Annotated in this window: 25 protein-coding genes, 1 other RNA gene and 1 other annotated feature; of the genes, 14 read left to right on the plus strand and 12 right to left on the minus strand. The window is 62.8% G+C overall.

The window, feature by feature from the left end; all coding sequences use genetic code 11:
- Positions 1 to 44: 44 nt before the first annotated feature.
- The gene (locus JEQ47_RS03480; protein ID WP_198874995.1) at positions 45 to 914 is read right to left on the minus strand and encodes a 50S ribosomal protein L11 methyltransferase; all 870 of its coding nucleotides are present in this window, start codon (positions 912 to 914) and stop codon (positions 45 to 47) included.
- A 94-nt stretch (positions 915 to 1,008) separates the two neighbouring features.
- Between JEQ47_RS03480 and JEQ47_RS03485 the strand changes: the two genes are divergently transcribed.
- On the plus strand, positions 1,009 to 1,299 hold the full coding sequence (locus tag JEQ47_RS03485) for a putative quinol monooxygenase (protein WP_198874996.1): 291 nt from the start codon (positions 1,009 to 1,011) through the stop codon (positions 1,297 to 1,299).
- Positions 1,300 to 1,325: 26 nt separating this feature from the next.
- On the opposite strand, the gene JEQ47_RS03490 is transcribed toward JEQ47_RS03485, so the two are convergent.
- On the minus strand, positions 1,326 to 3,668 hold the full coding sequence (locus JEQ47_RS03490) for an ATP-dependent helicase (protein WP_198874997.1): 2,343 nt from the start codon (positions 3,666 to 3,668) through the stop codon (positions 1,326 to 1,328).
- A 206-nt stretch (positions 3,669 to 3,874) separates the two neighbouring features.
- Between JEQ47_RS03490 and JEQ47_RS03495 the strand changes: the two genes are divergently transcribed.
- Positions 3,875 to 6,055 carry an esterase-like activity of phytase family protein gene (locus JEQ47_RS03495; RefSeq protein WP_198874998.1) on the plus strand — a complete coding sequence of 727 codons (2,181 nt, stop codon included), beginning with the start codon at positions 3,875 to 3,877 and terminating at the stop codon, positions 6,053 to 6,055.
- 77 nt (positions 6,056 to 6,132) lie between these two features.
- On the opposite strand, the gene JEQ47_RS03500 is transcribed toward JEQ47_RS03495, so the two are convergent.
- On the minus strand, positions 6,133 to 6,507 hold the full coding sequence (locus JEQ47_RS03500; RefSeq protein WP_198874999.1) for a tudor domain-containing protein: 375 nt from the start codon (positions 6,505 to 6,507) through the stop codon (positions 6,133 to 6,135).
- 273 nt (positions 6,508 to 6,780) lie between these two features.
- On the opposite strand from JEQ47_RS03500, the gene JEQ47_RS03505 reads away from it, so the two are divergent.
- A complete protein-coding gene (locus tag JEQ47_RS03505) occupies positions 6,781 to 10,419 on the plus strand; it encodes an AsmA family protein (protein WP_198875000.1) in 3,639 nt (1,212 codons plus the stop codon).
- Between the two features lie 127 nt (positions 10,420 to 10,546).
- Here the strand turns inward: JEQ47_RS03505 and JEQ47_RS03510 are convergent, their stop codons facing one another.
- The 3 genes from JEQ47_RS03510 to ssrA all read right to left on the minus strand — a co-directional run bounded on the left by JEQ47_RS03510 (position 10,547) and on the right by ssrA (position 11,728).
- Positions 10,547 to 10,759 carry a ribbon-helix-helix domain-containing protein gene (locus JEQ47_RS03510; protein WP_198875001.1) on the minus strand — a complete coding sequence of 71 codons (213 nt, stop codon included), beginning with the start codon at positions 10,757 to 10,759 and terminating at the stop codon, positions 10,547 to 10,549.
- Positions 10,760 to 10,771: 12 nt separating this feature from the next.
- Entirely contained in the window at positions 10,772 to 11,254 is a 483-nt protein-coding gene (locus JEQ47_RS03515) for an SspB family protein (RefSeq protein WP_198875002.1), read from the minus strand.
- Positions 11,255 to 11,369: 115 nt separating this feature from the next.
- Positions 11,370 to 11,728: a transfer-messenger RNA gene (gene ssrA / locus JEQ47_RS03520) on the minus strand.
- Between the two features lie 64 nt (positions 11,729 to 11,792).
- Here ssrA and JEQ47_RS03525 point away from each other — a divergent pair.
- On the plus strand, positions 11,793 to 12,320 hold the full coding sequence (locus tag JEQ47_RS03525) for a thermonuclease family protein (RefSeq protein ID WP_236020634.1): 528 nt from the start codon (positions 11,793 to 11,795) through the stop codon (positions 12,318 to 12,320).
- 17 nt (positions 12,321 to 12,337) lie between these two features.
- Here JEQ47_RS03525 and JEQ47_RS03530 read toward each other — a convergent pair whose 3' ends face one another.
- Together JEQ47_RS03530 and JEQ47_RS03535 are read right to left on the minus strand one after the other, a co-directional pair.
- Positions 12,338 to 13,816 carry a SulP family inorganic anion transporter gene (locus JEQ47_RS03530; protein WP_198875003.1) on the minus strand — a complete coding sequence of 493 codons (1,479 nt, stop codon included), beginning with the start codon at positions 13,814 to 13,816 and terminating at the stop codon, positions 12,338 to 12,340.
- Between the two features lie 66 nt (positions 13,817 to 13,882).
- Positions 13,883 to 13,938: a sequence feature (sul1 is cis-regulatory element that is thought to sense ions involved in sulfur or methionine metabolism; They are found in Alphaproteobacteria), on the minus strand.
- A 102-nt stretch (positions 13,939 to 14,040) separates the two neighbouring features.
- Positions 14,041 to 15,279: an alpha/beta hydrolase family protein gene (locus JEQ47_RS03535; RefSeq protein WP_198875004.1), complete on the minus strand. Its 1,239-nt coding sequence runs from the start codon at positions 15,277 to 15,279 to the stop codon at positions 14,041 to 14,043.
- A 155-nt stretch (positions 15,280 to 15,434) separates the two neighbouring features.
- Between JEQ47_RS03535 and JEQ47_RS03540 the strand changes: the two genes are divergently transcribed.
- Positions 15,435 to 15,986: a hypothetical protein gene (locus tag JEQ47_RS03540; RefSeq protein ID WP_198875005.1), complete on the plus strand. Its 552-nt coding sequence runs from the start codon at positions 15,435 to 15,437 to the stop codon at positions 15,984 to 15,986.
- 155 nt (positions 15,987 to 16,141) lie between these two features.
- Here the strand turns inward: JEQ47_RS03540 and JEQ47_RS03545 are convergent, their stop codons facing one another.
- Positions 16,142 to 16,381: a YdeI/OmpD-associated family protein gene (locus JEQ47_RS03545; protein WP_236020635.1), complete on the minus strand. Its 240-nt coding sequence runs from the start codon at positions 16,379 to 16,381 to the stop codon at positions 16,142 to 16,144.
- A complete protein-coding gene (locus JEQ47_RS03550) occupies positions 16,378 to 16,776 on the minus strand; it encodes a RidA family protein (protein WP_198875006.1) in 399 nt (132 codons plus the stop codon). The genes JEQ47_RS03545 and JEQ47_RS03550 overlap by 4 nt, the downstream gene beginning before the upstream one ends.
- Before the next feature lie 157 nt (positions 16,777 to 16,933).
- Between JEQ47_RS03550 and JEQ47_RS03555 the strand changes: the two genes are divergently transcribed.
- The 4 genes from JEQ47_RS03555 to JEQ47_RS03570 all read left to right on the plus strand — a co-directional run bounded on the left by JEQ47_RS03555 (position 16,934) and on the right by JEQ47_RS03570 (position 19,705).
- Positions 16,934 to 17,728, plus strand: coding sequence for a thymidylate synthase (locus tag JEQ47_RS03555; RefSeq protein WP_198875007.1), 795 nt, complete (start codon positions 16,934 to 16,936; stop codon positions 17,726 to 17,728).
- The gene (locus JEQ47_RS03560; RefSeq protein ID WP_328768085.1) at positions 17,725 to 18,054 is read left to right on the plus strand and encodes a nucleoside triphosphate pyrophosphohydrolase family protein; all 330 of its coding nucleotides are present in this window, start codon (positions 17,725 to 17,727) and stop codon (positions 18,052 to 18,054) included. Before JEQ47_RS03555 ends, JEQ47_RS03560 begins: the two co-directional genes overlap by 4 nt.
- A gap of 32 nt (positions 18,055 to 18,086) precedes the next feature.
- Entirely contained in the window at positions 18,087 to 19,094 is a 1,008-nt protein-coding gene (locus JEQ47_RS03565; protein ID WP_198875008.1) for a DUF4424 domain-containing protein, read from the plus strand.
- A 116-nt stretch (positions 19,095 to 19,210) separates the two neighbouring features.
- On the plus strand, positions 19,211 to 19,705 hold the full coding sequence (locus JEQ47_RS03570; protein ID WP_198875009.1) for a GNAT family N-acetyltransferase: 495 nt from the start codon (positions 19,211 to 19,213) through the stop codon (positions 19,703 to 19,705).
- Here JEQ47_RS03570 and JEQ47_RS03575 read toward each other — a convergent pair.
- Positions 19,702 to 20,835: a YihY/virulence factor BrkB family protein gene (locus JEQ47_RS03575; RefSeq protein ID WP_236020636.1), complete on the minus strand. Its 1,134-nt coding sequence runs from the start codon at positions 20,833 to 20,835 to the stop codon at positions 19,702 to 19,704. The two genes, JEQ47_RS03570 and JEQ47_RS03575, sit on opposite strands and share 4 nt — an antisense overlap.
- A gap of 103 nt (positions 20,836 to 20,938) precedes the next feature.
- On the opposite strand from JEQ47_RS03575, the gene JEQ47_RS03580 reads away from it, so the two are divergent.
- From JEQ47_RS03580 to arr, 3 genes are all read left to right on the plus strand, one after another.
- Entirely contained in the window at positions 20,939 to 21,289 is a 351-nt protein-coding gene (locus JEQ47_RS03580; protein ID WP_198875716.1) for an ArsR/SmtB family transcription factor, read from the plus strand.
- A complete protein-coding gene (locus JEQ47_RS03585; protein WP_198875011.1) occupies positions 21,282 to 21,785 on the plus strand; it encodes an SRPBCC family protein in 504 nt (167 codons plus the stop codon). Before JEQ47_RS03580 ends, JEQ47_RS03585 begins: the two co-directional genes overlap by 8 nt.
- Before the next feature lie 115 nt (positions 21,786 to 21,900).
- Entirely contained in the window at positions 21,901 to 22,320 is a 420-nt protein-coding gene (gene arr, locus JEQ47_RS03590) for an NAD(+)--rifampin ADP-ribosyltransferase (protein ID WP_198875012.1), read from the plus strand.
- Positions 22,321 to 22,402: 82 nt separating this feature from the next.
- Here the strand turns inward: arr and JEQ47_RS03595 are convergent, their stop codons facing one another.
- Positions 22,403 to 22,948, minus strand: coding sequence for a hypothetical protein (locus tag JEQ47_RS03595; RefSeq protein WP_198875013.1), 546 nt, complete (start codon positions 22,946 to 22,948; stop codon positions 22,403 to 22,405).
- A gap of 236 nt (positions 22,949 to 23,184) precedes the next feature.
- Between JEQ47_RS03595 and JEQ47_RS03600 the strand changes: the two genes are divergently transcribed.
- Both JEQ47_RS03600 and hflK read left to right on the plus strand, forming a co-directional pair.
- Positions 23,185 to 23,706 (plus strand): dihydrofolate reductase, encoded by a 522-nt coding sequence (locus JEQ47_RS03600; protein ID WP_198875014.1) that lies wholly within the window; start codon positions 23,185 to 23,187, stop codon positions 23,704 to 23,706.
- 63 nt (positions 23,707 to 23,769) lie between these two features.
- Positions 23,770 to 24,870 (plus strand): FtsH protease activity modulator HflK, encoded by a 1,101-nt coding sequence (gene hflK / locus JEQ47_RS03605; RefSeq protein ID WP_198875015.1) that lies wholly within the window; start codon positions 23,770 to 23,772, stop codon positions 24,868 to 24,870.
- Positions 24,871 to 24,872: the final 2 nt, after the last annotated feature.

Here is a 24,872-nt window from a genome sequence, read left to right on the forward strand (position 1 = left end):
CTCGGGTCAAGCCCGAGAACGGCCCGCGTGGCTCTAAAGCGCCGCTAGTTCTTCTCCAACACCAGCGTCGTCCAGTCCTTGCGCTGGAGATGATCCCTCAGCGTAAAGCCGGCGGCCTGGTAGGCCGCGATGACACCATCGGCCTGGGTGTTGAGAATGCCCGAGAGAATGGCGGTCCCGCCCGCCTGGGTAATGCCGCCGACACCCGGCGCCAGGTCGGTCAACGGACCGGCCAAGATATTGGCGACGACGAGGTCATAGGGCGCACGCGCGAGGATTTCCTCGTGGTCGAGCCCCGTCGCCTCGATCGCGTCGATCCGGTCGCCCACGCCATTGTCAACCGCATTGTCCACGGTCGTGGTCACGGCGATGGGGTCGATGTCGGTGGCGAGGATCACCGCGTCCAGCCGTTTGGCCAGCGCAATGGCGAGAACGCCGGTTCCCGTGCCGATATCGATCATGCGGGTGGGGGTGCGCGTTGCCAGTAGGGTCTCGATGGCCTCGAGGCAACCGGTCGTGGTTTCGTGGTGGCCGGTGCCGAAGGCCTGGGCGGCGTCGATCTTCATCGGCGTCAGGCCCTCGGGGATCGGCCCGGTTTCGTGGCTGCCATAGACATAGAAGCCACCGGCGATGACCGGCGCCAAGCCTTCGAGCGATTTGGCCACCCAGTTGATTTCAGGGTCGATGGCATCCACCGAGAAGGCGACGTCGCCCCCCAGCACCTGCCGCGCCAGCGCGTTGAAGGCTCCAAGGTCCGGCGGGCTGTCGCAGGTGGCCTCGAAAATCCACTCGCCGGTCTCTTCATTCTCATGCGCCGATGCGGTCAGCGCCAGGTCGTCACGTTCCGACACGGCGTCGACCAGCGCATAGGCCTGCTCCTTGGTGAGCGAAACGGAGAGCTGGTCTACTGACATGGTTTGGTTCCGGTTTGACTAAGCCTCCAATGGCGCACGAGAAGCCGGCAAGTCAATGGCGGCGCCGGGACGCCACGAGACAATGGAGAATACAATGTATGGATTGATCGGACGAATGCTGGCCACCGAGGGTCAGCGCGAGACGCTGCTGTCGATCATGCTGGAGGGGAATGCGCCCATGCCGGGCTGCCGTTCCTACGTCATCGCCCGCGATCTGGCCAGCGACAACGGCATCTGGATCACCGAGGTCTGGGATAATCAAGACCAGCATATGGCCTCGCTGCAATTGCCGCATGTGCAGGCAACAATCGCCAGGGCGCGGCCCCTCATCGCCGGCTTTGACCAGCGGTTCGAAACCGAGCCGCAGGGCGGGGTGGGAATATAGGGGTCACGACACGCGGCAGCGTAGCGTCACCCCTTGCGAATAAAACTCTCCAGCACCTTCTTGGTGCCGGCCTTCTCGAAATCGATGGTCAACTTGTTGCCTTCGATATGAGTGACTTCGCCATAGCCGAATTTGAGGTGGAAGACCCTTTCGCCCAGGGCATAGCCGCTCGACTGACCGCCCAGGTCCACCGAGCGGGCAACGAGTTCGCCTTCGATGGTCAGCGGACCGCCGCCCTTGCGCGATTCCTGGTTGGCGCGGGCGCGTTTCCAGCCCGGCGTTTCATAGACGCTTTCAAACGGATCGGCCTTGTTGAAGCGGCTCGATGCGCCCCCGCCATAGCCATAGCCGCCATAGGCAGAGCCCTTGTCGGTCACCTCCACCGCGTCGGGCGGCAGTTCGTCGATGAAGCGGCTCGGAATGGCCGATTGCCAGAGGCCATGGATGCGCCGGTTCTGCGCCGCCGAGATGCGTACGCGTTTACGCCCGCGGGTAATGCCAACATAAGCAAGGCGCCGTTCTTCCTCGAGGCCGGCGCGGCCGCTCTCGTCCATCGAGCGCTGGCTGGGAAAGGTGCCATCCTCCCAGCCGGGCAGGAAGACGGTATTGTATTCCAGCCCCTTGGCCGAATGCAGCGTCATGATGGTCACGGCGTCGCTGGCATCGGCGCTGTCGCGGTCCATGACCAGCGCGATGTGTTCGAGAAAGCCGCCAAGGGAGTCGAACTCTTCCATGGCGCGGCTCAGTTCCTTGAGGTTTTCCTTGCGGCCCTGGCTCTCGACCGATTTGTCGGCGTTGAGCATGTCCATGTAGCCGCTCTCTTCGAGGATGTTCTCGACGAGCTGGTAGGGTTGCATGTTCTCGGCGCGCCAGGCCCAGTCGTCGAACTGCGCGACCAGTGAACGCAGCGTGGTGCGCTGCTTGGGCTTCAGCTCCTCGGTCTCCAGCAGGGCGCGGGTGGCCGAAAGCAGCGGCATGTTCATGCTGCGCGCCGTTTCCATCAGCATCTTTACGGTCGAGTCGCCGATGCCGCGCTTGGGCACGTTGACGATGCGCTCGAAGGCGAGGTCGTCGGCCGGCTGGGCCACAAGCCGCAGATAGGCCAGTGCGTCGCGGATTTCCTTGCGTTCGTAAAAGCGCGGGCCGCCGACGACGCGGTAGTTGACCCCGAGGGTGATAAACCGCTCTTCGAATTCGCGCATCTGGAACGAGGCGCGCACCAGGATGGCCATGGAATTGAGATCCTCGCCCTGGCGCTGGTACTGCTCGATCTCATCGCCGATGGTGCGCGCTTCTTCCTCCGAGTCATAGACCTGGGTGAAGGAAACGAGTTCGCCACCCTCGGCTATGTCGGTGAACAGCGTCTTGCCCAGCCGCCCCTCGTTGAAGGCGATGATGGTCGACGCGGCCTTGAGGATATTAGCGGTGGAGCGGTAGTTACGCTCGAGCTTGATCACCTTGGCGCCGGGAAAATCGCTCTCGAAGCGCAGGATGTTGTCCACTTCGGCGCCGCGCCAACCATAGATGGACTGGTCGTCATCACCCACCACGCAGATATTGGCTTCGCTCGCCGGCTTCCCCTGAGCCAAGAGCCGCAGCCAGAGGTACTGGGCGGTGTTGCTGTCCTGGTATTCGTCCACCAGCATGAATTTGAACTTGCGATGGTATTCGGCCAGCACGTCCGGGTTTTCGCGGAACAGCCTGATACATTCGAGCAGGAGATCGCCGAAATCGGCGGCGTTGAGCGCCTTCAAGCGCGCCTGATAGTCGTAGTAGAGCTTGCCGCCCTTGCCATTGGCGAAATAGTCGCTGTCGTGCGACGGCACGTCCTTGGGCAGGAGGCCCCGGTTCTTCCAGGCATCCAGCATGCCGGCGAACTGCCGGGCCGGCCAACGCTTCTCATCGATATTCTCAGCTTCCAGAAGCTGCTTGATGAGCCGGATCTGGTCGTCAGTATCGAGAATGGTGAAGCTGGATTTGAGGTCCACCAGCTCGGCATGCTTGCGCAGGATGCGCGCCGAGATGGAGTGGAAGGTGCCAAGCCAGGGCATGCCTTCCACCGACGAACCGACAAGGTGGCCGATGCGGTCCTTCATCTCGCGGGCGGCCTTGTTGGTAAAGGTCACCGACAGGATTTCCGAGGGCCAGGCGCGCTTGGTGGTGAGGATATGGGCAATGCGCGTCGTCAGCACGCGCGTCTTGCCCGTGCCCGCGCCCGCCAAAACCAGCAGCGGTCCATCGACCGACAGCACGGCGTCACGCTGCTCCGGGTTGAGCCCGTTCAGATAATCCGGCTCGCGCTGCTGCCGGCCCAATTGGCTGGTAATCGGTCCGGCTTGCGGGCGGGGCAGGGGTGTGTTTTCGGCCATGCTGCTCTGGTGTTCCAAGGGTCCGCGCCCGTTGGGGCAGGGCGCAGCCAGACCTTGACGAATCTCATTTTGTTCTGGTGCGCAATATAGGTGTCCCAGGTGCTCCTGTATAGAAGTCAGGGCTGTCACGGCATTGTCACCTGAGCGTCATCCAACTGTTTTGCCGCCCGCCTAATCGGGGCCCGCATCATTCCGGGGGACCCACCATGATTGCCCAAAAGCGTCTTGCTGCGCTCAGCGCGGCCCTGCTTCTTTCCACGGCCGGCGTTCAGGCCGCACCCTATTTCAATCGTATTGCCAGCTTCGCCGTCGCGCTCAATACGCCCGAGCTTGAAGTCGGCGCCGAAGAGAATTCCGCCGAAATCATCACCGCCACCGAAGACGGCAACATGCTCGTCTATTCCAACGCGCTGGTCGGCGGCGTCGGCTTCATCGACATCACCGATGCGAGCGCACCCAAGGCCGACGGCTTTGTCCACCTGGATGGCGGTCCCACCTCGGTCGCTGTGATCGGCGAAAAGGTGCTGGTCACCGTCGACACGACCGAAGATTTCACCGCCCCAACCGGCTATCTGTCGATCATCGACATCACCACCAGGGAAATCGAGGCGACCTGCGATCTCGGTGGCCAGCCCGACGCTATTGCCAAGAACCACGACGGTTCGCTGATCGCCATTTCGATGGAAAATCAGCGCGATGAGGACGTTGGTGATGGCGGCCTGCCGCAATTGCCGAGCGGCAACATCACCTTCTTCGACGTCGCCGAGGGTGGCACGGTCGATTGCGGCACGCTGCGCGTCACCGAACTGGCCGGCATTGCCGACGTTGCGGGTGAAGATGCCGAGCCTGAATATACCGATTTCAACGGCGCCAACGAACTGGCCGTCACACTCCAGGAAAACAACCACATCGTCATCATCGATGGCGAAACCGGCGAAGTCACCTCCGACTTCTCGGCCGGTTCGGTGACGCTGGAAAACATCGATGCCACCGAAGACGGGCGCCTGAGCTTCTCCGAAACCCAGGCTGACCGCGTTCGCGAACCAGACGCCGTGCAGTGGCTGGATGACGACCGCATCGTCATCGCCAATGAAGGCGACTGGAACGGCGGTTCGCGCGGCTTCACCATCTTCAGCAAGGATGGCACCGAGCTCTACGAATCTGGCCCATCGATGGAATATATCGCCGCCCAGCTCGGCCACTATCCCGAAGGCCGTTCCGACGCCAAGGGCGTCGAGCCCGAAGGCATGGAAGTGGGCACCTATGGCGAAGACACGCTGATTTTCGTCAACCAGGAGCGCTCCTCGCTCGTCGCCATCTACAAGGATACCGGCGCCGATCCGGAATATATCCAGTCGCTGCCCTCGGGTGTTGGCCCGGAAGGCGCGCTGGCCATCCCGGACCGCAATCTCTATGTCACCGCCAACGAGACCGACCTCAGCGTCGATGGACTTGCCGGCGCCCATGTCATGATCTTCGAGCGTCAAGATGTCGACGCGCCTGCTTATCCGCAGATCATGTCCGACATGGATGAAAATGGCCTGCCGATCGGCTGGGCCGCCCTTTCCGGCGCCGTTGCCACCGAGCCGGACAAGCTGTTCGCCGTCAGCGACAGCGCTTTCGTTGAAGCCGCGATCTACGAGATCGACGCCACGGCCTCCCCGGCCAGGATCGTCAAGAAGACCGTCGTCACCCGTGACGGCGCTCCGGCCGAATCCCTCGATCTCGAAGGCATCACCTCGGATGGCAATGGCGGCTTCTGGCTGGCTTCGGAAGGTGATACCGAGGAAGACATCCCGCATGGCCTCGTCCATGTCGATGCCGATGGCGCCATCATCGAGGAAGTGGCCTTCCCCGAAGCCCTTCTCGCCCATGAAATCCGTTCGGCCAGCGAAGGCGTGACCGCCATCGGCACCGGCGACGACATGACCCTCTGGATCGCCATCCAGCGCGAATGGAAGGATGACGAGAAGGGCTTCGTGAAGCTCGTTTCCTACAAGCCCTCTACCAAGGAATGGGGCGCGGTGCGCTACAAGCTCGAAGCCCCCACTGCCGGCTGGGTCGGCCTTTCGGAAATCACTGTCCACGGTGACCACGTCTATATCATCGAGCGTGACAACCAGATCGCCGAGCGCGCTACGCTCAAGGCCATCTACCGCGTCCCGGTCAGCGAGCTGGTTCCGGCCGAGCTCGGTGGCGACTTGCCCACCGTCAGCAAAGAACTGGTGCGCGACCTGATCCCTGATCTTGCCGCAAACAACGGCTATGTCGTCGACAAGGTCGAAAGCCTCGCCATCGACGCCGACGGCAAGGCCTATGTGATCACCGACAACGACGGTGTCGATGACAGCTCGGGCGAAACCTTCTTCTGGACCTTCAACCTCTAGGGTCCAGCCCAGACCAGGTCACCTCCCTTGACCTTGATGGACGGCCGGGCACCTGCCCGGCCGTTTGCATTTTCGCCTCAGCGAGAGCGGCACATGGCGGTCTGCGTGGTTTCGCGGTCACCATCGTCATAGTCGATGTTGAGGCGCTTGCCGTTGGCTGCTGCAATCGTGCCGGGGTACCAGGTGCCGGCCCCTTTCCAGTTGCAATCGACACGCGTGCCTGCCGCCCAATTGTAGGGGCGGATCGCGCGCGACGAGACAGTCTCCACGTCGCCGTCGTCGTAGTGGATGGTGTAATTTTTGCCGGCCGCTTCCGCGATCACGCCGGCAAACCAGTAGCCAGTGTTCTGGTAGTTGGCGAGCACCCGGTCGCCCGCCGATTGGGCGAGGGCGGAGCCAGTGGCAAATCCGAGAAGTAATAACGCGGTTGTGGCGAGTAGAAAGGGACGCATTGTTTTCTCCAGAACGGCCCGGCACTGGGCGGGTGACAATGCATACGAAGAGGAAAATGCCGTAGCAACGGTTCTGTTTGGACGTTGCAGAAGATCGCGGCTCCAGGGGATCCCTGCTGCCGCGCAGCCCTCGGCTTGACTGATGGCCACCGTCCCCGTCGCAGCCCGTGGCGATCCGGCTGTTTCCTTTGCTCAAAAGCCCCGGAGGCGGCTTGCGCAACACTCGCATCTGCCTACACTCACACCGTTTTCAGCCGGGGCAGATCAGGCACAGTGCTCAATCGCATCTATATCGTGGTCGGCATCTTCGCCATCGTGGTGCTGGCCGGCGCATTTCTCGCGCCGCGCTTCATACAGTGGGGCGACTATCGCGATCGGATGGAAGTGCTGGCCACCGGTGTGCTGGGCGCCGATGTGACGATTCGCGGCGATATTTCCTTCTCGCTGCTGCCCAGTCCACGCCTTGCCTTTACCGATGTCGTTGTCGGGGATGCCGAATTCCCGGCCGCGACGGTGGGCGCCGTCGAGGCCGAATTCGTGCTGATGGACTTTTTGCGTGATATCTACACTGTCACGGCGCTCAACCTGCAGACGCCGGTAGTCTACCTGACGCTGGACGAAAACGGCCTCCTCAACAGCGGCGTCGATCCGTCTGGTGCAGGCCCCGGCGTCGCGCTGGGGCATACACGGATCGCCAATGGCAGTATCCGGCTCGAAGACCTGCGCTCGGCCGAGACCTTTGCCATCACCCGTCTCGACGGGGAATTGCGCCTGGCGAGTCTCGTCGGGCCGTTCCAGTTCCAGGGCGGGGCTGACTACGGGGGCACCCGCTATGACCTCCGCATCAATTCCGGCACGGCCGATGCGGAAGGCAATACGCGGGTCACGAGCTTCATCCGTGAGGCGCTCGGCGCCTTCTCGCTCAATACCGATGGCACGCTGAGTACAGGCGCGGCACCCCGCTTTGCCGGCACCATGGTCTACCGGCAGGCGCCGCCCGAGGCCGAGCGCGCCGACGAGATCCGTGGCGACCTCGTCCTTGAAAGCGAGCTGACGGCCAATACCGATCGCATCGTGCTGACCGGCTATACCCTGCGCCCCGACGAGAACCGCGCCGGTATGCGCCTTACCGGGGCCGCCAGCATCCGCCTGGGCGAACGCCGCAGCTTCGACGCGGTGGTATCGGGAGGGGTGTTCTCGCTGCCGCCGCGTGACGCGACCGAGGTCGCAAGCGAACTGCCTTATGACTTCGTGCGCATGCTGTCCGAAATCCCCGCGCCGCCAATTCCGCCTATGCCTGGTCGCCTCGGCATCGATCTGGCCGAAATCGGGCTGCGCGGCTTTGCGCTGCGCGAAGTGCGCGTCGATGCCACCACCGACAGCACAAACTGGACATTGGAGCAGGCTGTGGCGCGCCTGCCGGGTGAAAGTGAACTGCGGCTTTCCGGCACGCTGGCCAATGAGGCCGGCACTGTCGGCTTCCTCGGCGACGCCAGTATCGCTGCGGGCCGGCTCCAGGCGCTGTCGCAGCTCTGGAAGCGGCCGATCGAAAACAATCCGCTTTTCAACATGGCCGGCTCCCTCACGGGGCGGGTAATGCTGGCTGGCGACGCTTTCGGGCTCAGCAATGGACGCCTGGTGCTCGATGGGCAGGAACACGGTTTCGAATTGCGCATCGGTTTCGGCGCCGAGCCGCGGCTCGATACGGTGCTGACCCTGGGCAGCCTCGACGCGCAGCGTACGGCCGCGCTGCTGGCACTGGTCCCCGATGTGGCCAGCGACACCAATTTCGGCATCAGCTTCCCCGATGGCAGTTTCTCCATTACCGCGGCGCAGGTCGATGTGTTGGGCCTGCCGGCGATGGACCTCGTGGCCGAAGCGCAATGGTCGCCCGAGGCCATTCGCTTCTCTCGCCTTGCCGCCGGCGATTGGGGCGGCGTCTCGCTCGGCTCGACGGCACGCTTTTCCGGCACCCTGACCGCGCCGCGGGTCACCGGCTCCGGCCAGCTCGCCGTCGCGACGGCAGACGCACCGGGCCTTGCGCTGATATACGAAAGGGCCGGCATTCCCGCAGGTTGGCAGCAGGGGTTGGCGGGCGTCTTCCCGGCCGACCTCCAGTTCATTCTCGCCGATGCCGATAGCGGTTCGGGCCAGGTGTTTACCCTGGGCGGCGATGCCGGCGACACGGCGCTCGACCTGCGGCTCGAAATGGCGGCGGGGCTGCCGGGGCTTGCCACCGACGACATGCGCCTCGTGGTGTCGCTCGAGGCGCAGGACGGCGCTGCGGCTCTGGCGCAGTTTGGCTGGCAGGGTGCTCCGCTTTTTGCCGGCGACGACGGGTTGGTGGCGAGCCTTTTTGCCGAGGGCGGACTCGACGACGGCTTCGATGCGCGCCTCGCGCTCAGCCAGGGCGGGCAGTCGCTGAGCTATTTTGGCGGTCTTGAACTTGCGGATGATGGAACGGTCACCGGCGAGGGTACGGTGGACGTGTTGCTCGACCAGGCTTCCGGTCTTGCCGCGCTGGCGGGCGCGGGGAGCGCCACGCTGCCCGGCCTCGAGGCCAGTGCCGGCATCCGCTTTGAGGGCGTCAGGAGCCTGGCGCTTGACAGCATTTCGGGGGTTGCCGGCAATATCGGTTTCGGCGGCGATATCGCCATGGATCGCGTCGGGCAACTGCCCGGCTTTGCCGGCCAGATCACCGCCGACAGCCTCGATGTATCGGGCATTGCCGCCGCTCTCTTCGGGGCAGAAGCACTGATCGGCACAGCCGAGGGCGTGTGGCCGGAAGGGCCGCTGGCCGTCGACACGACCCGGCGCCCGTCGCGCGGCGACCTGGTCATCAGCGCCGGGCGATTGACCGCCAATGGCGCGCCGCTCATGGGCCAGCCCAGCTTCAACTATGTCTGGAATCCCGAGGCAATGTCGCTCAAGAACTTCTCGAGCGAGATCGGCGGCGGCACACTGACGCTCAGCCTTGACCATTGCTGCGCCGGGACCCTGTCGCAACGTACCGTTTCCGGCCAGGCCAGCCTTGCCGGCGTCGACATCGATGCCATCGCCCCGCCGGAAGTCGCCGCGAGCCTGGCGGGCCTGGTGGACGGTGGCGTGCGGTTCGAGGGCACCGGGGCCAGCCTTGCTGAAGTCATGGCCAATATGACCGGCGAGGGGAATTTCGCCATTGCCGACTTTGCCGTCGAAGCCCTGTCGCCGGAGGTCTATCCGGCGATCGCACGCCTTGAAGACGTCCTCAATACCGAGGCCGACGCGCTCGAAACGCTGATCAGCCTGGCCCTTTCCCAGGCGCAGTTCACCGCCGATGCGGCCCAGGGCGCCTTCACAATTGCCGGGGGTACGCTGCGCCTCGCCAACTTCATCGTCGAAGGGGACGGCGCGCGGCTCGCTGGCAGTCTGGACATGCTGCTGGAAACGCTCGGCCTCGACGGACGCTTCGTGATGACGCCGCGCGATTTCGCCGATGCCGAGGGCCTCGTGCAGCCGGACCTGGCCCGCATCATTCTCGCGGTCACCGGCACGGTTATCGGGCCGCAGGTCAGTGTCGATTTTTCAGAGATCGTGGCGGCCATTCTGGTGCGCGCCAATGAGCTCGAAGTCGACCGGCTCGAAACCCTGCGCCTCGAAGATGAGGCCCGCCAGCGCGCCGCGGCGCAGGAACGCAATCGCCTGATCGAGGAGCAGCGCCGTCGCGCCGAGGCAGCGCGGCTGGAGGAATTGCGCCGCCTCGAAGAGGAACTGGACCGGGTCGACGTGCCCCCCGAACTCTCCACGCCACAGCCCGCGCCGGCGGAACCGTCGACACCGACGGGCCCGCTCAACCTCGGCTTCCAGCCCGGCGTCAACCAGCCCATCGGCGCGCCTGTCAACGAACCGATTCAGCTCTTTCCGAGCCCTTAGCAGTTGCCCTCGCTGTGCCGTCCTCGGGCTTGACCCGAGCACCAGTCGGCACGGCTGCTATTTGGAAACAGGCTCTCGGATCAAATCCGAGGGCGGGACGGTGTTGGGGGGAACGTGGCGTTATCGCCTAACGGCCCCCGCCATCCCGATACCAGGCCAGCACCGCCAGCCGCACGGCCGAGGACAAATTGGTCACCGTGCGCGTCTCGTCGATGTCGCGGATCAGCCCGGCAAGGCTCGTCTTGCGATCGGCTGCCATGGCCTCGAGACCCGACCAGAAGTCGGGCTCCAGCGCGATCGAGGTGCGATGCCCGGCAATGGAGAAGGAGCGCTTTTCCATGCCGGTGGAAGATCAGGGCTTCTTGCGGAAAGCGTCGAGGCTCACGACCTTTTCGCCGCTGGCCTCCGGAGCCTCGACGTCGGCCGCTTCGGCGCTGGCATCGGCTGCCTCTTCGTCGGCATCGCGCTCATCAGGCGCCGTTGCCGGATCGAACTGCAGGCCGAACTGCACGGAGGGGTCGAAGAAGCCCTTGATGGCCGAGAATGGAATATGGAGCATTTCGGGCTGGCCGTTGAAGCTCAGGCCCACTTCGAACGCAGACTCGGTGACCTTGAGGTCCCAATACTGGTTCTGCAGCACGATGGTCATTTCCTTGTCGTACTGCTTGAGCAATTCTTCCGAGAGCCGCACGCCGGGCGCGCGGGTGGCGAAGGAAATGAAGAAGTGGTGGTCTCCGGGCAGGCCGGTGCGCGAGACTTCCGCCAGCACCTTGCGCACGACGCCGCGCAGGGCTTCCTGGGCGAGAATGTCGTATCGCATGTGGTCTTCGGCCATTTTGCCCCTCGTAGACTGGTCGCGTCGGGTCGAATCCCGAACGGCCCATATCAGCCTTACGTTCCGCGATATTTCAAGGACAAAGGCCGAAGAAGCCTGCGGCAATCGGGAATTGAGTGCAGGCTTCTGTTGCCAGGTGCCTGCGAACCCCGCCTGACGCCCGGCTAGGAGCGGAGGACTTTAATTCCCAGTGCTAGCACCGCTTAGGCGGCGAGAGCGACCGGAGCCTTATGGTTGTCATTGGCAACTATAAGTTTTAGCCCGATAACGGCGGTACAATGCCGAGCGAAAGCACACTCTTTACGCCCTCGTCGATCCTGTTTCGTCCCCCAGTGGCTCCCCCTTGGCGGGAGGAGATGGTGGAGACGCCGGGTACTGCCCCCGGGTCCGATGGGTTTATTACAATGACAGTTTATCGCCATAGCCCTTGCGGGCACTCCCTATATAGGGGACCGGTCGGCCCGATGCAAACCCGCTCGGGTCAATTCAACTCCGATTAACAGCTCTTGCCCATTCTCCCTCCGAAACGGAGGCGATCATGGGCGCGACGAGTCGGAGTGTTGGGCAGCGGCGGCGGCGTCTCGGCAAGTGGCTCGGCCGCGCTTCGGTCGTGCCCACGGCCATGCTGGCCATGATGCTCGGCTCGCTGGCGGTGCTGGCCCTGCAACAGACCGAGTTCGGCCAATGGCTTGCCACGTCCACGCCCGCCGCCAATGCTGAAATCCACACCAGCTTCGCCCCCTGCGGCTCGGATCGCATCACCTGCGTCGTCGACGGCGACACATTCTGGCTCGACGGTGTCAAATACCGTATCGCCGACATCAACACGCCCGAAGTCTCATCCCCGCAATGCGCCAGCGAAGCCGACCGGGGCCGCGAGGCCGGTCTCCGCCTGGCCGAACTCCTCAACGAAGGACCCTTCACCCTCGCCCCCGCCGACCGCGACGAAGATCGCTATGGGCGGAAGCTGCGGGTAGTCGAGAGGGATGGCCGGTCCATCGGCCGGCAGCTTGTGGCCGAGGGCCTGGCGCATGAATGGCAGGGGCGAATGGAAGGGTGGTGCTGAAGGGGAGGTGGTCCCCGTCAGTGCCCAAGCATGCGCTCCATTGCCCCGGGTTGGTCGTGGACGGCAAACTTATCCATGATCGTGGCGCTGGCCTCATTCATGCCGATGACTTCAACGACAGCGCCGGCACGGCGGAATTTCAGGACAGCCACGTCGATCGCCTGCACGCCGGTAAGGTCCCAAAGGTGTGCGTTGGTGAGGTCGATGTGAACCTGCTCCACCTCCTCACCGAAATCGAGTGATTTGAGGAAGTCTTCTGCGCTCGCGAAGAACAGTTGCCCCTCGACGCGGTAAGTGCGCACCCCATAGCCCAGCGAGGAGGTGACCCGGAAGATTTGAGCGACCTTCCAGGCGAAGAAGATGCCGGAGAGCAGCACCCCGACGCCGACGCCAAGAGCCAGGTTGTGCGTCCCGACGACTGTCAGCACTGTCGCAAGCATGACAACACTGGAACGGCGCGGATGGTGCGCCAGGTCGCGCAAAGACGTCCAGTTGAACGTCCCGATCGACACCATGATCATGATAGCAACCAGCGCAGGCATTGGAATCAGCCCCACCCAATCGCCAAGAACCAGCAGCAAGAACAAGAGGATTGCTCCGGCGGCAAATGTCGAAAGGCGGGTCCGCCCGCCCGATTTCACATTGATGACCGATTGTCCGATCATGGCGCAGCCGGCCATGCCGCCGAAGAGACCCGAGGCGATATTGGCAATGCCCTGGCCGATGCTTTCGCGGTTCTTGTCACTACCGGTATCGGTCATCTGGTCGACGATCGACGCCGTCAGCAGGCTTTCGAGCAAGCCCACGGCGGCAACCGCGATGGATGTGGGCAAGATGATCATCAGCGTATCGAGCGTCAGCGGTACGCTTGGCAACAGCAGCGACGGCAGAGCGTCGGGCAGTTCGCCAAGGTCGGCCACGCTGCGCGTGTCGATATTGAAAAGCAGTGCGGCTGCTGTCAGCGCAAGAATGCAGACTAGGGGTGAAGGGATTGCGCGCGTCAGGCGGGGGAAAAGGTAGATGATTGCCAGACCAGCCGCGATCATGCCGTAGGTCTGCCAGGATACCCCGACCAGTTCCGGCAACTGCGCCATGAAGATCAGGATGGCAAGGGCATTGACGAAACCGGTCATTACCGAGCGTGAGACGAAGCGCATGACATAACCGATGCGCAGCCATCCAGCGGCCATCTGGATCATGCCAGCCAGTATCGTAGCAGCCAGAAGATATTGGAGGCCATGTTCGCGCACGAGCGATCCGAAAAGGACGGCTGTCGCAGCGGTCGCAGCCGAAATCATTGCCGGCCGGCCACCGGCGAAGGAGATGACGATCGCGATCACAACCGAGGCGTAGAGCCCGACCTTAGGGTCTACTCCTGCTATGATCGAAAAGCCGATGGCCTCGGGGATGAGCGCCAAGGCCACAACAATACCCGAGAGAATGTCGCCGCGAGTATTGGAAAGCCAATTGCGGCGTAAAGTGTTTGCAAAAGTCATGAAGGGTCCAGACGACTGGGGTCGCTGCGAAAGCGAGAGCACGTTGTGAGCTTGAAAAGCGTACTGGATTGTCTGGCGGATCGGCGGCCAGAAGAGCCACCCGGAATTGCACCGGGTCCTAGGGGACTGATTGTTCAGTCGCTTAACTTCGTCGGAAAAGCAAGGGTACGGCGCGCAAATCCGGCTAGCGCGCCGCAAAGTAGATGGGCCAAAGCCCTGGAGGTCTATTCGATTGGTAGGATCTCCCAAACCAGCCCGCGCGTCGTCCGCTCGCCGAACCCCTTCCAAGCCCGGTCACCCGCCGGTTCGTTCCACGATCCGCTGCCCACCGCCAGATAAGGCTCCATGGTCTCATCGCCTTTGAGATGCAGGCCCAAAAACGCCGTCACGAAATGCTGGGCGATGTTGTTCATGCGCGCATTGTCCCAGACGAAATCGGCATAGTGTTCGAAGGGGCTGCCCGGTCCGCCTTCGCTGGCTTCCACGGGTGGCGGCATGGGGGCGGCGGCGTTGTGGCCGGCGCCCTGGAAGGTGAGGAGGTAGCGGTCCGAATTCACCGCGCCCTCAAAGATACGGCGGATGCCGGTCTCGTAGTTTGACACCTCGTCAAGCGAGCCGCCCATGACCAGCAGCGGTATTTCGATGCCGGCAAACCCCACCTCATCCCAGAGGCCGACCTGTCCGCCCCAGGGTCCGATCGCCACCACGGCCTTGACGCGCGGGTCGAGATGTTCGTCATAGCCATCCGAACCCGCCATCAGCCCGGCCAGTGCCTCGGGTGAAGCCATGCCCATCTGGCCCGCGGCCGGGGCGAGGCCCGCGCCGCCGCTGATCAGGGCGCCATAGCCGCCCATGGAGTAGCCGATGATGGCGCTGTTCTCGCCGTCGACCATGCCATCGAGGAAATCTTCGCCACTGGCGATCGCGTCGAGCACGAAAAGCTGGTCTGGCGAGCGGTTGGCCAGTGTGCTGGCAAAGCCGAGCTGGTTTTCATAGGTGCTCTCGAAATGGTCGATACTTGCGACCACAAAACCCTTGCTGGCGAGGTTTTCGCCGAAATGGCTGATGAGGAAGCGGTTGCCGGGAAAGCCGTGCGAAAGGATCACGAGCGGGTAGGGACCATCTTCGGCCAGCGGCGCAGCGTCGCGCACTGCCTGGCCGTGCAGCGTGATTTTCTGGTCGCTATTGGCCATCTGCACATCGACATAGTCGCCGCCCGCCGCGCCGCCCTGAAGGTCAGCGGGGTACCAGACTTCCACCGTCACCGGCCGGTCATATGTGCCTCCAGCCAGCACGTTGGGCACGTCCTCGCGCACCAGGTCCAGCGTCCGCACACCGATATCGTATGGTCCTGGCGCCGCCAGCTCCGGCGCGTCCGGACGTTGGATGTCGATCCTGTTGTCGTCGGCCACGCTGATTCCTCCCAGACCCACAAGGAACGCCACTGCCAGTACAAGCCGCATGTCTGCCTCCTCTTTTGCGTCAACCTAGCGCCTCAAAACGAAAGCACAATGATTTCCTTTGCTTTCGTAAGGTTTCGTTTGGCAGGGCTGGACAGCCCGAGCCCCTTCCGCTTCACTCGGAGCGGGGAGGCGGAGACGAAAGTGCCGGGTTTGCAGTGTCACTGACGATCATCGAAGGCCGCGAATGCGGTCGCTGTACGGCGTGCTGCGGGTTTGCACCCATTCGCACCGATACCCTCCGCAAGCCGGCCAACTCCCTCTGCCTCCACTGCGCGGAAGGGCAGGGCTGTACGGTCTATGATGTGCGCCCGCAGGTCTGTCGCGGCTTCTACTGCGGCTACTTCTTCCTGCCCGAACTCGGACCGAACTGGCATCCGGAAAACAGCGGTGTCGTCATTCGCTCGGAAAGCTTCAACAACGACACCATCACCATCCTGATCCTTCGGCTCAGCGAATTCCTCATTTCCGAAGAGTTTGCCGGCATGGTCGGCGCCTGGGTACAGGCCGGCATTGCGGTCGAGTTCGAGCGCGTCGGCCCCGAAGGCCACCTGCCGGCGAAGATGGAAATCAACGACTTCCTCGAAGACGCCGTCGCCGCCGGGGACCTGCGCGAAATGCAGAAGGTGTTTGCCTGGTCGCTGGCCTATATCGACCAGAACCACACCTGGGAGCGAGACGACACCGCGTTCTGGAGCGCGCTGAACTGACTGAACTATCAAGCCTGTGGGTCGCGCGGCACATCCATTCTTCACTGGGTCAACCCCGCGAAGGCGGGACCTCCGTTTTCGACGGGCGCGGCTGTTCTGAAATAGGGGTTCCCGCTTTCGCGGGAATGACACTGTAAGTGGGAGCGACCTGAGCCTTAGGCCTTCCACTTCATACCCATATAGGTGTCGCCGTCCTCGAGCTCTGCCAGCATCTGCTCGAGATGCTTCTGCTTGGTCTCGTCCCGCTTCACCTTGTTGATCCACAAGAGGTAATCGTTGCGCTGATAGGGCGGTCGCGCATCGTATTTGCCGCGAAGCCCACGCTCCTCAAGCGCCTCACGCACGAAATCGGGCATGTCCTCGCGCTTGCGCAGCGGACGCAGTTGCGGGCTCATGGCAGCACCGCCATGGCTTCGATTTCAATGAGGAAATCTGGATTGGCCAGCGCCGTCACCCGCATGGCAGTGACCAAAGGCGGGTTTGCTCGGCCGCCCCACACCTTCATCCACTCGCCGAACCCGGCCTGCAGGTCGGCATCGTCGCGCATGATGATCGTGGTCTTGACCAGGTGTTCGACCCCAGCGCCCGCAGCCTCCAGCACCTGGACCATATTGGCCAGTGCCTGCGCCGTCTGCCTGGCCATGTCGCCCTTGTGCACGACTTCGCCCTTGTCGTTGACGCTGTTCTGCCCGCCGATCAGCACGATGCGCGCATTGGCCGGCAGGACGATGCCTTGCGAGAAGACCGGATTGTTGTGGAGGCCGGGCGGATTGAGGTGCTTTACCGTCATCGTCGTGTCCTTTCGTGGTGGGGCAGGGGCACCGTCACTCCAAACGCCGACACCCTGTGTCAGGATGCCTTGCGGTATTAGATTACCGCTGCGGAAGCGGTGAAGTACATGGCTCCCGGCGCCCCGCTGCTACCCGAATCGCGCTAGGCTTGCGCCCATGCAGCCCTATCTGAAACTTCTCTCCGACATCCTTGAAACCGGCGCCGATAAGTCGGACCGCACGGGCACGGGCACGCGCTCGCTGTTCGGCTACCAGATGCGCTTCGATCTTTCGCAGGGCTTTCCGCTGCTGACCACCAAGAAGCTGCACATCAAATCCATCGTTTATGAACTGCTCTGGTTCATCCGCGGCGAGACCAATGTGCGCTGGCTGCAGGAGCACGGCGTCAAGATCTGGGACGAGTGGGCTGACGAGAATGGTGATCTCGGTCCGGTCTATGGCTCGCAGTGGCGGAGCTGGCCGGCGCCCGATGGCCGCCATATCGACCAGTTGCAGAATGTCATCGACAGCATTCGCACCAAGCCCGACAGCCGCCGCCACATCGTCTCGGCCTGGAACCCGGCCGAAGTGGACGAGATGGCGCTGCCGCCGTGCCATTGCCTTTTCCAGTTCTACGTCGCTAACGGCAAGCTCAGCTGCCAGCTCTACCAGCGTTCCGCAGACACCTTTCTCGGTGTGCCTTTCAACATCGCTTCCTACGCGCTCCTCACCCATATGATGGCGCAGGTCTGCGATCTCGAGGTGGGCGATTTCGTCCATTCCTTCGGCGATGTTCACCTTTATTCCAACCATTTCGAGCAGGCAAAGCTGCAGCTCACCCGTGAGCCGCGCCCGCTGCCGAAACTGGTGATGAACCCAGAGCGCAAGCGGCTTGAGGATTTCGCCTTCGAGGACTTTGCCTTCGAGGGCTACGATCCGCATCCTCATATCAAGGGCGCGGTGGCAGTGTGAGCCGGAGCCTCGTCGAACTCAGCGAGCTGGTGGCGCAGGTTTCCGACATGTATGCGCGCGAAACCGGCGTCCATCGCGACGACGATTGGTATGCCCTCAAGATGCAGGAAGAGCTGGGCGAACTCATCGCCGAGCACCTGCGCCTCTCGGGCCGCGGCCGCCGCAAGGGGCAGGACGACGCGGCCATCACGTCTGCCCGCAATGACGAGGCCGCGGACCTCCTCGCTTTCCTCCTCCTCTATGCTCGCCACAACGGTATCGATCTCGACGCGGCGCTGGATCGAAAATGGTTTCACTATCTTCGCCGCGACGCAGAAAGCCGCTAGAACTAGGCCCGATCGAGAGGGAGTAGGGGTCTATGCGTCTATCCGCCACTGCATGCGCGTTTCTCGCCTTTGTGCCATCAGCCGTGGCCAATGACACGGCTGCCGTCCTGACCACGGGCGGATTGGAATTCGTCAATCAATCGCAGATCGCCATGGAGCGCGAGGAGCTGTTCATCTCCAAGGACGAGATCCGCGTCGTCTATACTTTTCGCAATGACAGCGACGTCGATCACGACCTGCTCGTCGCCTTCCCCATGCCCGATATCGTACCCAATCACTGGTCGCCCGTCGCATTTCCGATGGGGCCCTCGGACAATCTCTTCGAGTTCGAAACCACCTTCAACGGCGAGAGGGTCGATGCGACCCTACACGAATATGCCATTGCCGCCGGCGTCGACCGCACCAAGCTGCTGCAGAAGCTCGATATTCCCATCGTCCCGATCAGCCAGGAGGCCATCGACGCCGTCGACGCGCTGGATGACCAGACCACCGCGCAATTGCTGCATCTGGGCATGGCCGTGCCCGATGAGTTCGACGCCGGCGAAGGCTGGGAAAAGCATCACTGGCCGATGTGGACCTATCGCGCCACCTATACCTGGGAGGCGACTTTCCCGGCCGGCGAAACGGTCGAGGTCGTGCATCGCTACAAGCCCAGCGTCGGTGGCACGGTGGGCATCGCCTTCCTTTCGGAACCTTACGAGGACTACGATCCGGCTGCCGAGTATCTCGACAAATACTGCACCGACGATGCTTTCATCGCCGCCGTGAAGAAGACCATGACCAATCCGGACGAGCCGTGGACGGCGCCGTTCACCGAAAGCTGGATTTCCTACATCCTCACCACCGGCGGTAACTGGGCTGGCGGCGCCATCGAGAATTTCCGCCTCGTCATCGACAAGGGCGACGAGGCCAATCTCGTCTCCTTCTGTGGCGAAGATGTCAGGAAGATCGGCCCCACCACTTTCGAAATGGTCAAGACCGATTTCTGGCCCGAGAGCGAGCTCAACATCCTGATCCTCGAGCGACAGGAGCAGATGTGACCCTACATCCACGGCTCCGCCCTCGGGCTTGACCCGAGGGCCACTTTCAACGACGTGGGCGTGACGACTGGTCCTCGGGTCAAGCCCGAGGACGGCACCGCATTCAGGAACCACTTTTGAGCGAAACTTCCTCCCTTACCATCCGCCTCGCCACACCAGCCGATGCTGGCCTCATCGTGGATTTCATCCGCGAACTGGCGGTCTACGAAAAGCTTGAACACGAGGCCAAGGCCACGGAGGCCGACATCGCACGTGATCTTTTCGGGGCCGATCCAAAGGTGTTCTGCGAAATCGCCGAGTGGGCGGGGAAGCCGGTCGGCTTTGCGCTCTGGTTCTATACCTATTCCACCTTCCAGGGCCGCCACGGCATCTGGCTCGAGGACCTTTTTGTGGATCCCGCCCTGCGCGGCAAAGGCATCGGCAAGGCGCTCCTCGTGCACCTGGCCCGGCGCTGCGTGGCCGGAGGACTGGGGCGGTTTGAATGGTGGGTGCTCGATTGGAACGAGCCCAGCATCGCCTTCTACAAGAGCCAGGGCGGCGTTATGCAGGACGAATGGACCAAGGTTCGCGTCGATGGCGAAGCGCTGCTGAAGCTGGGCGAAAGCGGCTAGTTCCGCCGCCGCCGGCCCATCGCGCCGAGCGCAAGGGACAAAGGCAGCGCAGCCGCCATGGCGCCAAGCGAATGGCGGCGCGCCGGCTTGAACCGGCTCCGCGCCGCGTTGAAGCCGTCGATCCATTCCGGGCTCCTGCCGGCAAGCTCATCATCGCTTTCACCAACGGCTTCGCCTACCGTGTCGGCGACCACGGCATCGCGATAGCCCAGCGGCGCGTCCGCTCCGACCGTCGAGTCCCGCCTTGTCTGCCGCTCGCTCTCGGAATTGAGCTCGGCGCCGATGATGACGGCGGTGACGCTGATCCACATCCAGGTGAGAAGGGCAATGAGCCCGCCCAAGGAGCCATAGGTCGCGTCATAGTTGCCGAAATTGGCGGCATACCAGGAGAACAGTAGCGACACGACGACGATGATCGCCGATGCCAGCAAGGCGCCCGGTGATACCCAGCGCCATTTGGCCTGTTGCCTGCTCGGACCGAAACGATAGAGCGCGGCAAGGGACAGCATCAGGACCAGGGCGAGCAGCACGTAGGACCCTACGCGCAACATTCCTTCGATCCCGGAACGCAGGCCGACAAAACCGAGCACAGCAGGCACTACCACCGCCGTCGTCGCCATGACCATCCCGGCGACAATGCCGGCCAGGGTGAACAGCAGCGCGGTGCCGTTGAGGACGAAAAAATTGCGCTTCTCGGTTTCGTCATAGGCGACGTTCATTGCCTCGAACATGGTCTTGATCCCGGCGCTGGCGCTCCAGAGGGCAATGGCGAGCGATATAAGGAGCGCCATGCCAAGTGTCGTGTTGCCGGTGCTGGCGAGCCGCGTGATCTGCTCGTCGATAATGGCCATGCCGCCCTCCGGCACCACCGCGGCCAGCAGCCTGATATGCTCACCGACCGTCGCCGGCGAAACGAAGAGCCCATAGATCGACACGAATGCGGTCAGCGTGGGGAACAGCGCCAGCAGAAGATAATAGGTGACGGCGGCGGCGATCAGGGTGACCCGGTCGTCGTTGATCTCCCGATAGGTGCGCCAGAGAACGTCTTTCCACCCGGTCGGCGGAATGTTCTGCGGGCTGTCGGCATGCCGGCCGTGACCGCTCTCGTGGCTCTTGTTCCCGGATGTCAAATTTTGTCTCCCGATTCTGGCGGGCAACGGTGCAATGGCCGGACCGGTTGCCATCCAATGTCTGGAGCTTGCAATCCATCGACCGATGTCTATACTGAACCATATGGTTCAGTTACATGATGCTCGTTTCGATACGACCTTTGCGGCGCTCTCGGATGCCACGCGACGTGGCGTGCTCGAGCAGCTCGGCCGCTCCGATGCCTCGATTACCGCTCTTGCCGAGCGCTTCCAGATGACCCTGACGGGGATGAAGAAGCATATCGGCGTGCTCGAGCAGGCCGGGCTGGTCCAGACCGAAAAGGTCGGGCGCGTGCGCACATGCCGGCTCGGCAGCAGCCGTCTCGAGCAGGAGGCTGAGTGGATGGAGCACTACCGCCGGCTCTGGGACGCCCGTTTCAACGAACTCGACAAGGTTGTCGAGGAACTCAAACGCAGGGAGAACAGTGATGAATGACAGGCAGCAGGATGCGGCCCCGGCCGGCGGCACGGTGGTGAAGCGGGTTTCCGATCTCGAACTGGCGGTGACGCGTGTTTTCGATGCGCCGCCCCGGATCGTCTTTCAGGCCTGGACCGATGCGGCGCTGTTCAAGCGCTGGTGGGCGCCGAAATCCATGGGCATGGTCCTTCGGTCCGTCGAAATGGATGTGCGCACCGGCGGGACTTACCGCCTTGAATTCGGCAGCGACGCCGAAAACACCTTTGCCTTTTTCGGCAAGTATCTCGAAGTGGTGCCGCCCTCAAAACTGGTCTGGACCAATGAGGAAGACCCCGATGGCGGTATTTCCACCGTCACCTTCGAGGAACAGGGCGGCAAGACGCTGGTGACCTTCAGCGAGACCTATCCGAGCGCAGAAGCGCTCGAAGCCTACAAGGGTGGCCTCGACGGCACGCCCGAACAGTTTGCCCAGCTCGACGAGGTGCTGGCAGAAATGGGCGCCAGCGGCGGCTGACTGGTTTCACCGCAGACGCCTCATATGACTGCGCATCACCCTCGGGCTCGACCCAAGGGCGTTACACTATGCGCCCGCGGAGCTAAAGTTGGCAGCGTCAGCCAGGATGATCGCAATGACCGAGACACTGGACGAAGGCCCGTTCTTCCACGGCACTATCGCCGACCTGCGTGCAGGTGACCTGCTCGTTGCGGGCTACCGGTCGAACTACCGTCCTGAAATGGTGATGAACCACATCTACTTCACTGCGCTTGTCGACGGCGCCGGGCTTGCCGCCGAGATCGCGGCAGAACTTGCCGGCGTAGGCACGCCCCGCGTCTACGAAGTCAAGCCGACCGGACCCTACGAAAACGACCCCAATGTCACCGACAAGAAATTCCCGGGCAATCCCACGCGCTCCTATCGCAGCAGCGCACCGCTCAAGGTTATGGGCGAAGTCACGGAGTGGACGCGGCTCACGCCCGAGGCTTTAGAGATGTGGCGTGAACGGCTGGCAAGGCTGAAGGCGGACAGTTCGGCGCAGATCATCAATTGATACCTCGCCGCCGGTTTCGGCGGCCATGGCATAGGCAGGGCTGCCGGCGACGACAGCCCTGCCCACGCGTTGAGCGAAGCGATCAATCGAAGTTCAGTGGGCCTGGGTCAAAGCCGCGCGGATGCTCCGGAGTCTCGGGCTGGAAGGCGTAACGCGTCATCGCGGTCCAGGGAATACTTACCCTAGGCGGTACAACCACCTGCGGTACGGCCGGCTGTTGCGGCACGACCTGCTGCGGCGGCGGAATTACAGGCCGGACAACCACCGGGGGTGGAATCACGGGCTGTGCCGGCGGGATAATCGCCGCGACCACTTCGGGCGGCACGTCGAGGTTTTCCAGGTCTGACAGGGCATCGGGAAACTCGTCATAGACCTCCTTGTAGTGATGCCATGCGGGGCAATACAGGCGGCGCTCGAGGGCGTTTACGGCGTGGGTCTCTTCCATGCGCACCAGCACGTCGCAGCAAGCTGCGTCATGCATCGCCGGAAGCAGATCATCAGTTATCGTCTTTCCGAAGAAGCTCTGGCACTGTCCTGCAGCAACCTTCTTTGCAGGCACGTAGGTCCCGGCAAGGTCTGCCGCCGAGACTGGTAGTATAAAGGCGGCAAGAGCCAAGATCGTCGCCAAATCAGTCCTCAAGCGCATGTTTTTTCCAGTCACTATTAGGTAAAATTATTGGGATGGGAGGTGCCCGCATATTGCATACGACTATCGTCCGTCGAGGTCACTCTGCAGAACTGCAGTGCATTAACATTCGCTTTAGAAAGTGCATCGCATGCCATAAAGCTGGGATTCACTGCTCACTTGCGGTTGAAGGCGTCCCGCCACTTACCTTCCAGCCCTGTTCCGGCTAGCCTTTGGTCATGACGATCATCTCCCTCATCGCCGCCGTCGCCCGCAACAATGTCATCGGCGCGGATCAATCGATCCCATGGCGCATTCCGTCGGACTTTGCCTGGTTCAAGGCAACCACCATGGGCAAGCCGATGGTGATGGGCCGCAAGCAGTTCGAGACCTTTGCCAAGCCATTGGCCGGGCGGCCGCATATCGTGGTGACGCGCAGGCAGGACTATGCGCCCGAGGGCGTCATCGTGCGCCACGATCTCGATGAGGCGCTGGGGGTGGCGCGGGGGCTGGCGGAGAGCGCCGGAGTGGACGAAGTCATGGTCATCGGCGGCGGCGACATATACGCGCAGGCCATCGGGCTGGCCGACCGGCTCTATATCAGCCATGTGGACCTCGCGCCCGAAGGCAATGTGCGCTTTCCGCCCATCGATCCTGCCATCTGGCGGGTTGTGGAAGAACCGGACGTGCCGCGCTCGGAAAAGGACCAGGCGCCATATTCCATAAAGGTCTACGAGCGCGTTCACGGCAGCGCGCATTGATTGGGCTCGCGCCTTGCCTATATATGGCAGCACAGATTTTTCTCAGACACCGAAAGGAATACGATGCCTTGGGAGAATAATGGTGGCGGAGGTGGGCGCAACAATGGCGGCCCCTGGGGCCAGGCGCCGGGTGGAGGCGGCGGCGGTCCTCGCCGTCCGGGCAATAATACTCCCAATCTCGAAGACATTCTGAATCGTGGACGCGACCAGTTCCGCGGCGGTCTGCCGGGCGGCCGCTGGCTGCTGATCGGTGGCGTGCTTGTTCTGGGCGCCTTCTGGCTGCTCAACTCGGTCTACACGGTCGAAGAAGCCGAGGTCGGCGTTGAATTCCGTCTGGGTGAACCCAAGCCCGACCTTTCCACCGCTGGTCTTCATTTCCACCTATGGCCCGTCGAAACCGTCGAGAAGGTCAGCACCGCCGTCAAGCAGACCAACATCGGCACTGCAGCCGGGTCCGGGTCGCGCGCCAATGCCGATGACGGCCTGATGCTCTCCGGCGACCAGAACATCGTCGACGCGCGCTTTGCCGTCGTCTGGTCGGTCATCAATCCGGTCGAGTACATCATCAATGTGCGCGATCCCGAGGCCATGGTCCGCAACGCTGCCGAAAGCGCCATGCGCGAAGTCGTCGGCCGCCGTCCGGCCCAGGACATCTTCCGTGATGACCGCGCCGGCATCGCCATCGAGGTCCAGCAGATCACGCAGGCGATCCTCGACAGCTACGGCATGGGTGTTTCGGTCAACCAGATCTCCATCGAGCAGGCCGCTCCGCCGGCCGAAGTGGCCGACGCCTTCAACGAAGTGCAGCGCGCCGAACAGGACGAAGATCGCCTTCAGGAAGAAGCCCGTTCCTACGCCAACACCCTCTTGGGTGACTCGCGTGGTCAGGCTGCGGCCCTCCGCGAAGAGGCTGCCGCTTACGCCAACCGCGTGGTGCAGGAAGCAACCGGTGAGGCCGAGCGCTTCAATGCCGTGTATGCCGAATATGTCAACGCACCTGAAGTGACCCGCAAGCGTCTGTTCCTTGAAACCATGGAACAGGTCCTCGGTTCGTCCGAAAAGGTGCTGGTCGAGAATGGTGCCGGTGGCTCGGGGGTCGTCCCGTACCTGCCGCTGCCCGAACTCGGCTCGTCTTCCCGCGCAACCACCAGCACGGGGCAGTAAGT

This window comes from Devosia sediminis (genome assembly GCF_016411825.1).
Taxonomy (GTDB): domain Bacteria; phylum Pseudomonadota; class Alphaproteobacteria; order Rhizobiales; family Devosiaceae; genus Devosia; species Devosia sediminis.

Bases quoted from the DNA above. Each gene is read 5' to 3' on its own strand.
- JEQ47_RS03550 (WP_198875006.1), bottom strand. From the start codon at position 16,776: ATGACGGTAAAGCACCTCAATCCGCCCGGCCTCCACAACAATCCGGTC.
- JEQ47_RS03545 (WP_236020635.1), bottom strand. From the start codon at position 16,381: ATGAGCCCGCAACTGCGTCCGCTGCGCAAGCGCGAGGACATGCCCGAT.
- JEQ47_RS03585 (WP_198875011.1), top strand. From the start codon at position 21,282: ATGAATGACAGGCAGCAGGATGCGGCCCCGGCCGGCGGCACGGTGGTG.
- arr (WP_198875012.1), top strand. From the start codon at position 21,901: ATGACCGAGACACTGGACGAAGGCCCGTTCTTCCACGGCACTATCGCC.
- JEQ47_RS03600 (WP_198875014.1), top strand. From the start codon at position 23,185: ATGACGATCATCTCCCTCATCGCCGCCGTCGCCCGCAACAATGTCATC.
- JEQ47_RS03510 (WP_198875001.1), bottom strand. From the start codon at position 10,759: ATGGAAAAGCGCTCCTTCTCCATTGCCGGGCATCGCACCTCGATCGCG.
- hflK (WP_198875015.1), top strand. From the start codon at position 23,770: ATGCCTTGGGAGAATAATGGTGGCGGAGGTGGGCGCAACAATGGCGGC.
- JEQ47_RS03580 (WP_198875716.1), top strand. From the start codon at position 20,939: ATGGTTCAGTTACATGATGCTCGTTTCGATACGACCTTTGCGGCGCTC.
- JEQ47_RS03530 (WP_198875003.1), bottom strand. From the start codon at position 13,816: ATGACTTTTGCAAACACTTTACGCCGCAATTGGCTTTCCAATACTCGC.
- JEQ47_RS03565 (WP_198875008.1), top strand. From the start codon at position 18,087: ATGCGTCTATCCGCCACTGCATGCGCGTTTCTCGCCTTTGTGCCATCA.
- JEQ47_RS03515 (WP_198875002.1), bottom strand. From the start codon at position 11,254: ATGGCCGAAGACCACATGCGATACGACATTCTCGCCCAGGAAGCCCTG.
- JEQ47_RS03500 (WP_198874999.1), bottom strand. From the start codon at position 6,507: ATGCGTCCCTTTCTACTCGCCACAACCGCGTTATTACTTCTCGGATTT.
- JEQ47_RS03535 (WP_198875004.1), bottom strand. From the start codon at position 15,279: ATGCGGCTTGTACTGGCAGTGGCGTTCCTTGTGGGTCTGGGAGGAATC.
- JEQ47_RS03525 (WP_236020634.1), top strand. From the start codon at position 11,793: ATGGGCGCGACGAGTCGGAGTGTTGGGCAGCGGCGGCGGCGTCTCGGC.
- JEQ47_RS03555 (WP_198875007.1), top strand. From the start codon at position 16,934: ATGCAGCCCTATCTGAAACTTCTCTCCGACATCCTTGAAACCGGCGCC.
- JEQ47_RS03485 (WP_198874996.1), top strand. From the start codon at position 1,009: ATGTATGGATTGATCGGACGAATGCTGGCCACCGAGGGTCAGCGCGAG.
- JEQ47_RS03495 (WP_198874998.1), top strand. From the start codon at position 3,875: ATGATTGCCCAAAAGCGTCTTGCTGCGCTCAGCGCGGCCCTGCTTCTT.
- JEQ47_RS03490 (WP_198874997.1), bottom strand. From the start codon at position 3,668: ATGGCCGAAAACACACCCCTGCCCCGCCCGCAAGCCGGACCGATTACC.
- JEQ47_RS03480 (WP_198874995.1), bottom strand. From the start codon at position 914: ATGTCAGTAGACCAGCTCTCCGTTTCGCTCACCAAGGAGCAGGCCTAT.